Below are 12,629 nucleotides of genomic sequence, written 5' to 3' on the forward strand. Positions count from 1 at the left end.
ATTTATTGAGATTATCCATTACGGCTACGTACGCTAACGGTGTTACCTTCAACCTTGACATCAAAATGAGTGATCGAGAAATTCTTATCTTCAAGACAAAAACCATCCGTTAAACGAAAATGCTGTTTTTTTAGTGGACTAACGATATACAACTCGTTTTCATGTTCAGCAATTATTCCTCGAGATAGAACACTAGAATGTGCAAAGGGATCGATATTACTTAACGCATATAAACGCGCATCAGAATAAGGGCGAAAAATGGCAACGTGATCTTGCTCCACCAGCGCACAAACACCCGTTCCCGGTGTAATATCATCTATTTGGCAAACCGCTATCCATTGGCTCATGATTGCGCCTCCTCAGTGACCAATTTGATATCAATACGTTCATGTAAACGTGCTGGACGATGTTGAAATCGTTCTTTTACCGTTTGCACTGTCGGATCAGGCATTGAATTATTAATAAAGTGGGCAAAACGTTTTAATGCTTTTGGAGAATCAACCGTTTCTTTCCATTCACAAGCAACCCGTTCTTGTAAGGCTTTCAGCTCTTTTTCTAACTGTGTGTTTAAGCCTAACTTGTCGTGAATAATGACATCACGTAAATATTCAATACCCCCTTCTAAATTATCTAGCCATACTGACGTTCGTTGTAACTTATCTGCCGTGCGAATATAAAACATCATAAAGCGGTCGATATAATGTACTAAGGTTTCTTCATCAAGATCCGATGCAAAGAGATCTCCGTGGCGTGGTTTCATGCCACCATTTCCACCGAAATAGAGGTTCCAGCCTTTGTCGGTGGCGATAATACCGACATCTTTGCCTTGTGCTTCAGAACATTCACGGGTACAGCCTGAGACACCAAATTTCATCTTATGAGGTGTTCTAATACCTTTATAACGATGCTCTAACGCAACCCCCAAACCAACACTGTCGCCAACACCAAAACGACACCAACTGCTACCTACACACGTTTTTACCATACGCAATGCTTTCGCGTAGGCATGGCCTGTCTCAAAACCGGCTGCAATTAATTTTTCCCAAATGGCAGGTAAATCCTGTTTGTGCGCACCGAACATTGCCATTCGTTGCGAGCCAGTAATTTTGGTATACAAATTGTATTCTTGAGCGATTTGCCCAATAGCGATAATACCAGTGGGGGTAATTTCACCACCAGGAGAGCGAGGAATAATGGAATAAGTCCCATCTTTTTGCATATTCGCGAGAAAGTTATCGTTAGTATCTTGCAAAGAAACTAAATCATCACGCAAGATATACTCATTCCAACATGAGGCAAGCAATGAACCCACTGTAGGTTTACACACTTCACAACCATAGCCTTGGCCATGTTTTTTCAGCAGCTCATCAAAACTTTTTAGTCCTTCTACACGAATAAGATGATAAAGCTCTTGGCGAGAATAGTGGAAATGTTCACAAAGATGGTGATTAACTTCAATACCTTGTTTGGCTAATTCTGCATTTAAGACTTGAGTCACAAGAGGAATACAACCACCACACCCTGTACCTGCTTTAGTTTCCGCTTTAATGGCAGCAACTGTATGACAACCTCGTTCAATTGCTTGAATAATGTCGCCTTTTGTAACGTCAAAACAAGAGCAGATTTGCGCTGTTTCAGGTAAGGAATCAACTCCGATTGCAGGTTTACTTCCTGCATGTGCTGGTAAAATTAAGCTATCTGGGTGTTCTGGTAATTCAATAGTATTGAGTGACAACTGTAGAAGATTGCCATAATCTTCAGTATCTCCCACTAATACCGCCCCTAATAAGTATTTATTATCTTCACTCACGATCAGGCGTTTATAAATTTCTTTGCCTTCGTCCAAATAAATATAGCTACGACACCCTGCTTGTTGCCCATGAGCATCACCAATACCGCCAACATCGACACCGAGAAGTTTTAATTTTGCACTTAAATCGGCTCCTTGAAAGACAGAGTGATGACCTAATAAATTATCAACGGCAACTTGTGCCATTTTGTAGCCCGGCGCTACTAAACCGAAGGTTTTATTTTGCCAAGATGCACATTCACCAATGGCATAAATATCAGGATCTGTTGTTTGGCAGTAATCATTAATAACAATGCCTCCTCTTGGGGCAATGTCTAAATCACATTGACGAGCCAGTTTATCTTTCGGACGAATACCTGTGGAAAACACAATAAAATCAACTTCAAGAGAAGTACCATCGGCAAATTGCAGTGTTTTTCGTGCACTTTCGCCTGTCGATAATATTTCTTGTGTGTTTTTAGAGGTATGCACTTTTACCCCCATACGCTCTATTTTTCGCTTAAGTTGCTCCCCACCTAATGTATCAAGTTGTTCCGCCATTAAGGTTGGTGCAAATTCAATAACATGAGTTTCGATACCTAAACTTTTTAGCGCACCAGCGGCTTCTAAACCTAAAAGTCCTCCACCAATTACTGCGCCTTTACGACTAATGCGTGCGCAAGATCCGATAGCATTTAAATCTTCAATAGTTCGATAGACAAAGCAATCCGGTGAGTTATTTCCCTTAATTGGAGGAACCCACGGATAAGAGCCAGTTGCCATCACTAACTTATCGTAACTAACACAACGCCCTGTATTGGTGTGTACCACTTTTTCTTCACGATTGATGGTTATTACTCGTTCACCAATTAATACTTCTATTTGGTGTTTCTCATAATATCCTTGTTTAACTAAAGAGAGCTCTTCAGCAGTGTGATGAGAAAAATAAGAGGAGAGATGGACTCTATCATATGCAACGCGAGGTTCTTCACAAAAGACGACAATATCAAATTCTTCATTGCCACCTTTATCAATCAGCTTTTCGATATAACGGTGTCCCACCATACCATTACCGATGATTGCGAGTGTTTTCTTGCTCATTTTTGCCTCAGATTTAAAGATTTCTAAGGCTAAAATACGAAACCACTCATAAGGAATATTGATGAATATCAAACATAGCTTAATCAATTCAGCTACTACAACTTAATAGTCAACGAGTTACTACTAAAGGAGTATTTAATTCTCATCTTCTTGCGGTTAATTATTCTTCTACCATAATTAATCTTGGTTGCTTATAACCAAGCGTTATATGTAAGCGTAATTAAAACTTTGCGCATCGGTCACGTTTTGCCTAAGTTAATTTCACAAAGTAATAATAATTAGAGCGTGTTAACCTTTTTTGCTTATTTTTACAGCAAGAAAACCGAGTAAAGCAAACGACTCAACGAGTATGGACATTGATTGCCATTAACAATGTCCACTTAAGATAAAAACAAGTGTTGAAAGCTGCCTTACAGGTTCGATTAAAAGACGTTTTACTCATTTTATTCTGCGTTGATAAACACTAGCTTAGTTCACTAGGCTAGTGTTTATCGCCTTGCCTAAAATGCTTTTAATTCGAATAAAAATTGACCATAAAAGGCTAACACGCTCTAATAAGTTATTGACATAACGACTTTAGCTACACCGTTTCAGGGAGCGTCTCATGAAAGCAAAATTATTATCATTATTCGTTGTGGGTGCCCTTTCCGTACCAGCATTTGCAGCAACACCCGCGAATACATTAATTGTGGTACAAGGGCTTGATGATATTGTCAGCCTTGATCCCGCCGAAAGTAATGAACTGTCTAGTATTCAAACTGTACCTAGCTTATATCAGCGTATTGTTCAACCTAATCGTGATAATCCTGAGATTAATGAACCGATTTTAGTTGAAAGCTGGCAAGCCAATCCTGAACAAAAATCTATCGTATTTAAAATTAAACCTGATGCAAAATTTGCATCTGGTAACACCGTTCGCCCTGAAGATATTATCTTCTCTTATCAGCGTGCGATCACCATGAATAAATCACCTGCCTTTATTTTAAATGTCTTAGGTTGGAAAACAGATAACATTAATTCACTGCTGAAAAAAGTCAGTGATAATGAATTAGAAGTGCGTTGGACCGCCGATGTTAGCCCTGATGTTGTGCTAAATATCCTCTCAACCCCGATTGCTTCTATCGTTGATGAAAAGCTGGTTTCTGCTCATATTAAAAATAATGACTTTGGAAATAGCTGGCTGAAAATGAACTCAGCAGGAAGTGGCGCATACAAAATGCGTGCTTATCAACCTCGTCAAGCGATTGTGTTAGAAGCTAACCCTCTCTCACCAACTGGCGCGCCTAAAATGGCGAATATCATTATTAAAAACGTACCTGATCCAGCATCACGTCGTTTACTGATTGAGAAAGGCGATGCAGATATCGCACGCGAACTGGGTACTGACCAAACCGCGGCACTGGCTGGCAAAGCCGGTATTCAAATCTTAGATATTCCTTCCGCAGAACAAGTTTATATGGCTTTTAATACCGCCAGCGGAAACCCTGCACTTAGTAACCCCGCATTTTGGGAAGCGTCTCGTTATTTAGTTGACTACAAAGGCATTACTGAAGATCTAATGCGTGGTCAGTATTTTATTCACCAAAGCTTTTTGCCAGTAGGTTTACCGGGTGCATTAAAAAATAATCCATTCACCTTTGATCCCGAAAAAGCGAAGGCAATTTTAGCCAAAGCAGGCATTACCAATGCTCGCTTTACATTGGATGTTGAGAACAAAGTACCTTACATTACGGTGGCGCAATCCATTCAGGCAAGCTTTGCTCAAGCAGGTGTACAAGTTGATTTATTACCAGCGGCAGGTAGCCAGGTGTATAGCCGCGTACGCGCTAAACAACACCAAGCTGCGATCCGTTTTTGGATCCCAGACTATTTTGATGCGCATTCAAATGCGAGTGCCTTTGCTTATAACGATGGACAATCCAATACTGTTGCTTGGTTAAATGGTTGGAAAATCCCTGAACTAAGCCAACAAACATTGGCTGCACTAAATGAAGCAGACAAAACAAAACGTCAATCACTCTATACTGAAATGCAAAGAGAGTTACAACGTAGTTCACCTTATGTGTTTATCGACCAAGGTAAAAACCAAATCGTTATGCGCGATAATGTTAAAGGTTATGCCCAAGGCCTAAATGCAGATATGGTTTATTATGACAAAGTAACTAAGTAATATTTTTCCTGAAACCATCCACAGTCATGCTATTGTGGATGGTCTATTTTTTGCCATTTCACTAGGCTATTGCTGTATGAATACTGCTATGACGTTACCTATTCGTCTAAAAGGTCAGTTAATTACTTTTGCTCAAGGAATATTGACATTAGTACTCACGATTTTTGGACTTCTTGTAATTACTTTCACGCTTTCTGCTCTTTCCCCTGTTGATCCTGTTCTGCAAATTGTTGGTGATCATGCGAGCCTCGAAACCTATAACCAAGTCAAACATGAATTGGGGCTGGATTTACCTCTCTATATGCAGTTTTTTCACTATGTAGAAGCGTTATTACAAGGGCATTTGGGAACAGCGACATCAACGGGTCAACCCGTTCTTGATGATTTATTGTCGACTTTCCCCGCCACTCTAGAGTTAGCAACAGTTGCATTGATTATTGGTACCAGTTTAGGCATTTTATTTGGTGTATTATGTGCTCGTTTTGTCGGTACACCTCTCGATTTTGTTTTACGCATTTTGACGCTATTAGGTAGCTCTGTTCCTATTTTCTGGCTAGGTTTAATTTTGTTATTAATTTTCTATGCCACACTGCAATGGACAGCAGGCCCTGGACGATTAGACGATATTTATCAATTTACGATTGAACCTGTAACAGGCTTTGCGTTAATCGATACCTTATTAGCGGGTGATAAAGATGCCTTTTTTAACGCGTTATCACATCTTATTTTGCCCGTTTCTCTGTTAGCTTATTTTGCCCTTGCCTCTATTACTCGTTTAACTCGTTCTGCCTGTTTAAACGAAATGAATAAAGAGTATGTCACCTTAGCAAGAGCAAAAGGTATTGGTGAGTTACGTATTCTTTTTTATCACGTATTACCCAATATTCGTGGTGTATTACTGACCATAATCGCCCTGTCTTATACTGGTATGTTAGAAGGTGCGGTATTAACAGAAACGGTCTTTTCTTGGCCGGGAATTGGTCGATATCTTACAACTGCACTTTTTGCGGGTGATACCACAGCCATTATGGGCGGTACTTTAATTATCGGTTTATGCTTTGTCTTTATTAATAATATGACCGATATCGTTATTCGTTTGACTGATCCGAGGCTCCGCTAATGTCACCTTCATTTTTAAGAAAAATAGCGCGTTCGCCTTCCGCATTTATCGGTTTATCGTTGCTTATTTTACTGTTGATTATTGCTATTTTTGCACCTTGGTTAGCCCCTTACGATCCAAATTGGCAACATGCAGCCCAACGCTTATTAGCACCCAACGCTGAACACTGGTTAGGTACAGATAATTATGGGCGAGATATCCTTTCCCGTATTATTTATGGCACACGCCCAATGCTAGGTTTGGTGGGATTGGTGGCTATTATCACCTTACCATTAGGGTTGTTGATCGGGATTTTATCGGGTTATTACGGTGGATGGACTGAACGTATTTTAATGCGATTCACTGACGTTGTGATGTCAATGCCTTCATTGATCCTAGCTTTTGCCTTTGTAGCAATGTTAGGCCCTGGCCTTCTTAATGGAGCATTAGCACTGGCTTTAACAGCATGGCCTGCTTATGCACGACAATCTCGCAGTGAAATTCAACATTTGCGCAATAGTGATTACCTTGCAGCGGCTGAGATGATGGGTATAAAAGGTGTTCGACTTTTATGGGGACATATTTTACCTCTATGCTTACCATCAGCCATTGTGCGTTTAGCCCTTAATTTGGCGGTGATTATTCTTGCTGCCGCAGGTCTGGGTTTTCTTGGATTAGGTGCTCGCCCTCCTATGGCTGAATGGGGAGCAATGATAGCAGAAGGTATGCCCGTTATTTTTGACCAATGGTGGGTAGCCGCTATTCCGGGTACAGCAATTTTGATCAGTAGTCTCGCCTTTAATTTATTAGGTGATGGGCTTCGGGATATATTGGGAGATACCCATGAATAAAACACCTTTAATTGAAGTGAAAAAACTCTGCATAGATTATCCAACGGCAAGAGTGGTTAATAACGTCTCTTTCACTTTAGGCCAAGAGCGTTTAGCCGTGGTGGGTGAATCAGGCTCTGGAAAATCAATGACAGCCCGCGCATTAATGGGACTTGTACGTCAACCAGGAAAAGTTAGCGCAGAGCAACTCAATTTAATGGGAAATAATCTATTGAATTTTTCATCGCGCCAATGGAATAACACTCGAGGTAATACTATTTCGATGGTATTGCAAGATCCCCGTTACGCATTAAATCCAGTAAAAACCATTTATCAGCAAGTGGAAGAGACGGTAAAACGCCATCAAACACTTTCACGCCAAGATAGGCGTCAATTGATTATCGAAATGCTGTTGTCTGTTGGCTTTCCTGAGCAGAGTATTTACCGCTATCCCGGTGAATTGTCAGGAGGAATGGGACAACGGGCAATGATTGCTATTGCACTAATTAATAACCCAACAATTTTAATTGCCGATGAACCAACATCAGCCCTTGATGCCCAATTACGCCATCAAATTCTTGAACTGATTACCACTCAATGTGAGCTGCGTAAGATGGGTCTACTACTCATTAGCCATGATTTGCCTCTCGTTGCTGAATACTGTGAACGAGTCATGGTGATGTACCAAGGCGAACAAGTGGATGAACTCAATGCGAAAGCATTACCGACAGCCACACATCCTTATACGCGTACACTTTGGACATGTAGACCTAATGCAAGCACTTATGGCACGCAATTGCCAGTATTAGATAGGACGCTTAATTTCAAGGGGCAGCATCATGCTAATTGATATTCATGATTTACATGTTCAATTTGAGCAAGGCAAACAAGCAAAGCATGTTGTAAAAGGGATCAACTTACATGTCCAACAAGGTGAAACCTTTAGCTTGATAGGTCGTTCTGGTTGTGGAAAATCGACTGTTTTACGTGTCATTGCTGGATTATTGCCCCATTGGCAAGGTGACATGTCACTTTTAGGGCAAACCATTAAACCACAACAACGTTTTCAAGGCGCATTGCGCCGTAATGTGCAGATGGTATTTCAAGATCCCTATGCCTCTTTACATCCCCAACACCGTATTGAGCGTGCTTTTTCTGAGCCTTTGAAAATTCATCAAATTTCTTTTGATAACAGCACAATTGAACAGGCATTAGCTCAAGTCGGCTTATCTGCGGATGTGGCAAGTCGTTATCCTCATCAACTCTCTGGTGGGCAACGCCAACGAGTTGCCATTGCAAGAGCCCTTTTGCTACAACCTCAATTGTTATTATTAGATGAACCAACTTCAGCATTGGATATGTCAGTACAAGCCGAGATCTTAAATCTGCTTAATACTCTAAAAAAACAGCATAATATGACTTATTTATTAGTGAGTCATGATGCCGATGTGATTGCTCATATGTCTGATAGAGCCGCATTAATGGAAAATGGCGAATTGACTCAACACTATGATAGAGATGCGTTATCAAAAGGAATTCATCGTCTTGATTAACATAGAAGAAGTGATGCAATAAAAAATCGCAGTATTCAAAAAATACTGCGATTTTTAAAAATGCGACTGTGTTGACGATATTTAAACTAATAAGCCCGGAAAAATAGAACGCAAACCGGTCACAATAAACTCAATACCTAAAGACATTAATAATAATCCCATTATACGGGTTACCACGTTAATTCCCGTTTGTCCCAAGTATTTCACTAACAGTGTTGCACTACGAAAAAGCAACCAACAGCAAAATGCAAAAAAGATACTGGTTGCAGCTAATCCTAAAAAGTTAGTAAAGCCTTCCCAGCGAGAACTCCACACAATACAAGAACTAATTGCCCCAGGCCCTGCCATTAATGGTAACGCTAGAGGCACAACAGCAACACTATTACGTACGGCGGATTCGTTTCGTTCTTGATTGTTTTGTTTATCTTCCCCTAAACGCCCATTTATCATGGTCATGGCAATTGTAACAATCAGCATCCCTCCTGCTATACGAAACGAGTCGATAGAAATACCGAAAATACTCAGTATAGAATCACCAATTAACAGAGATGAAACCAAAATAATTGCAACGGAGCCATTTGCAATTAAGTTTGTTCTGTTTCGCCCCGCATCCGTTTGATAACTCGTCATACTAATAAAAACAGGCAAAATACCAATTGGGTTTACAATCGCAAAAAGACCCACAAAAAACTTAATATAACCGGATAAATCCAGCAGTGACCCCATGAAAAGCCCCTTCTTGGCTAATAAACATGCGAATTATTCTATAAAAGATAGAGTAACTCTAAAAAATCCGCGTTACTTTAAATCAATAAACCAGTTAATTCTATTAGTTAACAAGTTTTTACCTAAAATATTCTCTTGCAATCTGATAAAAACCTAGTGGTTTAATTTTATATCGAAATATTGGGTACGACAAAAAAATCGTTGATGATTTTTTACATATGCTTCTCATTCTCATTTAATACCTTGCTGAAAGGTGTCAGCTTATCAATTTTGTGATATATATCACGTTAATTAATTAGAAAGATGGTAAGCTGTTATCATTCGAAAAAAGAGAGTAACTTTAAAAATATATTTATGTTTATTGTTGTTTTTTTTAAGTTTTTTAAGCAAATTAGGGCCTCTAATTATTATTACTGAAATAAGTACGATGTCATCTATCTAGACTATTCTTATTAATGATGATCAAAACGGCTAATTTGCTTAAAAAATTTAACATTTTATCAGGAGTCTCTTTATGTCTGTAACTAACGTTACTGAACTCAATGATTTGGTTGCTCGTGTAAAAAAAGCTCAACGTGAATTTGCTAACTTCTCTCAAGAACAAGTTGATGCAATTTTCCGCGCTGCTGCATTAGCTGCCGCTGACGCCCGTATTCCTCTGGCAAAATTGGCTGTGAAAGAATCTGGCATGGGTATCGTTGAAGATAAAGTAATTAAAAACCACTTTGCTTCCGAATATATCTACAATGCATATAAAGATGAAAAAACCTGTGGGATCTTATCTGAAGATCTGACTTACGGCACAATGACTATCGCTGAACCTATTGGTATCATTTGCGGTATTGTACCGACCACTAACCCAACTTCTACTGCGATTTTTAAAGCATTAATTAGCTTAAAAACACGTAACGGTATTATTTTCTCGCCACACCCACGCGCTAAAGAAGCAACAAATCGCGCTGCAGAAATCGTTTTAAATGCAGCTATCGCTGCGGGTGCGCCAAAAGACATTATTGGTTGGATTGATGAGCCATCAGTCGCCCTCTCTAACGCATTAATGCACCATGAAGATATCAACCTGATCTTAGCAACAGGTGGTCCAGGCATGGTTAAAGCAGCATATAGTTCAGGTAAACCTGCTATCGGTGTCGGTGCGGGTAATACACCAGTTGTTATTGATGACTCAGCAGATATCAAACGTGCTGTAGCATCAATCTTAATGTCTAAAACCTTCGATAACGGCGTAATTTGTGCGTCAGAACAATCTGTTATCGTTGTTGATAGCATCTATAAACAAGTTCGTGAGCGTTTCTCAACTCACGGCGGTTATATGCTAACAGGCAAAGAATTAAAAGCTGTTCAAGATATCATCTTAAAAGACGGTAACTTAAATGCGGCTATCGTAGGTCAGCCAGCAACAAAAATTGCTGAAATGGCTGGCATTGAAGTGCCTGTAAACACCAAAATTTTAATTGGTGAAGTAAAAGAAACAACCGAAGCAGAACCATTTGCTCACGAGAAATTATCTCCACTATTAGCAATGTACCACGCTCAAACTTTTGAAGATGCGGTACATAAAGCAGAAAAATTAGTTGAAATGGGTGGTATCGGTCATACATCTTGCTTATATACAGACCAAGATAATTGCCCTGAACATGTTGCCTATTTTGGCGATAAAATGAAAACATCTCGTATCTTAATCAATACTCCAGCATCTCAAGGTGGTATTGGTGACTTATACAACTTTAAACTTGCTCCTTCTCTAACCTTAGGTTGTGGTTCATGGGGTGGTAACTCCATTTCAGAAAACGTAGGGCCAAAACACCTTATCAACACTAAAACCGTGGCGAAAAGAGCAGAAAATATGTTGTGGCATAAACTTCCTAAATCTATTTACTTCCGCCGTGGCTGTTTACCTATCGCACTGGAAGAAATTGCGAGTGACGGTAAAAAACGCGCCTTTATCGTAACCGACGGTTTCTTATTCAATAACGGTTATGTCGATGAAGTAACTCGTGTACTGAAAAAATTTGGTGTTGAAACAGAAGTCTTCTTTGAAGTTGAAGCCGATCCAACATTGAGTGTTGTGCGTAAAGGCGCAGAACAAATGAACAGCTTTAAACCTGACGTGATCATCGCATTAGGTGGTGGTTCACCAATGGATGCTGCAAAAATCATGTGGGTTATGTATGAGCACCCAGAAACTCATTTCGAAGAATTAGCACTACGCTTTATGGATATCCGTAAACGTATTTACAAATTCCCAAAAATGGGTGTGAAAGCACAAATGGTTGCTATCACCACAACATCGGGTACTGGCTCTGAAGTAACACCTTTTGCGGTAGTAACTGATGACGAAACTGGTCAAAAATACCCATTAGCAGACTATGCATTAACACCTGATATGGCTATTGTTGATGCAAACCTTGTTATGAATATGCCTAAATCACTGTGTGCATTTGGTGGTTTAGACGCAGTGACTCACGCATTAGAAGCTTATGTTTCTGTATTAGCGAACGAATATTCTGATGGACAAGCACTGCAAGCATTGAAACTACTGAAAGAATATCTGCCAGCAAGTTATCATGAAGGTGCTAAAAACCCAGTTGCTCGTGAACGTGTTCATAATGCGGCAACTATTGCTGGTATTGCTTTTGCAAACGCATTCTTGGGTGTTTGTCACTCAATGGCGCATAAATTAGGCTCTGAATTCCATATTCCTCATGGTTTAGCTAATGCGTTATTAATTTCAAACGTTATTCGTTATAACGCAAATGACAACCCAACAAAACAGACTGCATTTAGCCAATACGACCGCCCTCAAGCTCGTCGTCGCTATGCAGAAATTGCTGACCACTTAGAGCTTTCTGCACCGGGTGATCGTACTGCGGCTAAGATTGAAAAATTATTAGCATGGTTAGAAGAAATGAAATCTTCATTAGGTATTCCATCTTCTATTCGTGAAGCAGGCGTCCAAGAAAGTGATTTCTTAGCAAGAATTGATAAGTTATCTGAAGATGCATTTGATGATCAGTGTACTGGTGCTAACCCACGTTACCCACTGATCTCTGAACTGAAACAACTATTATTAGATTCTTACTACGGTCGTGAATTTAATGAACATCCTGTTGTGGAAGTAAAGGAAGAATCAAAACCAGCTAAAAAAAGCAGTAAAAAATAATCGAGACACTCTGTGTTAGTCAGATCCTCAAATTCGATTATTTATTGTTAATAAAAATCTGCTAATGAAGTGCCCTTATAAATTTGGGCACTTTTAATAAAACGGCTTGTAAGGCCTGATTTCGATATTCAATCGAGATCAGGCCTTTTAATTTTGTTTTACCACTGATCGTGACTTAGC

The 12,629-nt window shown here is 39.7% G+C and carries 9 protein-coding genes; 6 read left to right on the forward strand and 3 right to left on the reverse strand.

Annotation, left to right across the window (positions count from 1 at the left end; all coding sequences use genetic code 11):
* Nucleotides 1–11: 11 nt before the first annotated feature.
* Both nirD and nirB read right to left on the reverse strand, forming a co-directional pair.
* Nucleotides 12–347, reverse strand: coding sequence for a nitrite reductase small subunit NirD (nirD, locus tag GWI68_RS12470; RefSeq protein ID WP_166540498.1), 336 nt, complete (start codon nt 345–347; stop codon nt 12–14).
* Nucleotides 344–2,890, reverse strand: coding sequence for a nitrite reductase large subunit NirB (nirB, locus tag GWI68_RS12475; RefSeq protein WP_166540499.1), 2,547 nt, complete (start codon nt 2,888–2,890; stop codon nt 344–346). Before nirB ends, nirD begins: the two co-directional genes overlap by 4 nt.
* A gap of 604 nt (nt 2,891–3,494) precedes the next feature.
* On the opposite strand from nirB, the gene GWI68_RS12480 reads away from it, so the two are divergent.
* From GWI68_RS12480 to GWI68_RS12500, 5 genes are all read left to right on the forward strand, one after another.
* Nucleotides 3,495–5,060: an ABC transporter substrate-binding protein gene (locus tag GWI68_RS12480; RefSeq protein ID WP_166540500.1), complete on the forward strand. Its 1,566-nt coding sequence runs from the start codon at nt 3,495–3,497 to the stop codon at nt 5,058–5,060.
* A gap of 76 nt (nt 5,061–5,136) precedes the next feature.
* Nucleotides 5,137–6,180, forward strand: a complete 1,044-nt coding sequence (locus GWI68_RS12485) for an ABC transporter permease (RefSeq protein WP_109407645.1) — start codon at nt 5,137–5,139, stop codon at nt 6,178–6,180.
* Nucleotides 6,180–7,010, forward strand: coding sequence for an ABC transporter permease (locus GWI68_RS12490; RefSeq protein ID WP_109407646.1), 831 nt, complete (start codon nt 6,180–6,182; stop codon nt 7,008–7,010). The genes GWI68_RS12485 and GWI68_RS12490 overlap by 1 nt, the downstream gene beginning before the upstream one ends.
* Nucleotides 7,003–7,839, forward strand: a complete 837-nt coding sequence (locus tag GWI68_RS12495; protein ID WP_166540501.1) for an ABC transporter ATP-binding protein — start codon at nt 7,003–7,005, stop codon at nt 7,837–7,839. Before GWI68_RS12490 ends, GWI68_RS12495 begins: the two co-directional genes overlap by 8 nt.
* Nucleotides 7,829–8,542 carry an ABC transporter ATP-binding protein gene (locus tag GWI68_RS12500; protein WP_166540502.1) on the forward strand — a complete coding sequence of 238 codons (714 nt, stop codon included), beginning with the start codon at nt 7,829–7,831 and terminating at the stop codon, nt 8,540–8,542. Before GWI68_RS12495 ends, GWI68_RS12500 begins: the two co-directional genes overlap by 11 nt.
* Nucleotides 8,543–8,623: 81 nt before the next feature.
* Here the strand turns inward: GWI68_RS12500 and GWI68_RS12505 are convergent, their stop codons facing one another.
* Complete coding sequence (locus tag GWI68_RS12505) at nt 8,624–9,268, reverse strand: YchE family NAAT transporter (RefSeq protein ID WP_109407649.1); 645 nt, start codon at nt 9,266–9,268, stop codon at nt 8,624–8,626.
* Between the two features lie 514 nt (nt 9,269–9,782).
* Between GWI68_RS12505 and adhE the strand changes: the two genes are divergently transcribed.
* Complete coding sequence (gene adhE / locus GWI68_RS12510; protein WP_109407650.1) at nt 9,783–12,449, forward strand: bifunctional acetaldehyde-CoA/alcohol dehydrogenase; 2,667 nt, start codon at nt 9,783–9,785, stop codon at nt 12,447–12,449.
* Nucleotides 12,450–12,629 lie beyond the last annotated feature (180 nt).

Source organism: Proteus sp. G2669 (assembly GCF_009915245.1).
Classification (GTDB): domain Bacteria; phylum Pseudomonadota; class Gammaproteobacteria; order Enterobacterales; family Enterobacteriaceae; genus Proteus.

Coding starts and splice junctions, on each gene's coding strand:
- nirD (WP_166540498.1), bottom strand. CDS start 347: ATGAGCCAATGGATAGCGGTTTGCCAAATAGATGATATTACACCGGGA.
- nirB (WP_166540499.1), bottom strand. CDS start 2,890: ATGAGCAAGAAAACACTCGCAATCATCGGTAATGGTATGGTGGGACAC.
- GWI68_RS12480 (WP_166540500.1), top strand. CDS start 3,495: ATGAAAGCAAAATTATTATCATTATTCGTTGTGGGTGCCCTTTCCGTA.
- GWI68_RS12485 (WP_109407645.1), top strand. CDS start 5,137: ATGAATACTGCTATGACGTTACCTATTCGTCTAAAAGGTCAGTTAATT.
- GWI68_RS12490 (WP_109407646.1), top strand. CDS start 6,180: ATGTCACCTTCATTTTTAAGAAAAATAGCGCGTTCGCCTTCCGCATTT.
- GWI68_RS12495 (WP_166540501.1), top strand. CDS start 7,003: ATGAATAAAACACCTTTAATTGAAGTGAAAAAACTCTGCATAGATTAT.
- GWI68_RS12500 (WP_166540502.1), top strand. CDS start 7,829: ATGCTAATTGATATTCATGATTTACATGTTCAATTTGAGCAAGGCAAA.
- GWI68_RS12505 (WP_109407649.1), bottom strand. CDS start 9,268: ATGGGGTCACTGCTGGATTTATCCGGTTATATTAAGTTTTTTGTGGGT.
- adhE (WP_109407650.1), top strand. CDS start 9,783: ATGTCTGTAACTAACGTTACTGAACTCAATGATTTGGTTGCTCGTGTA.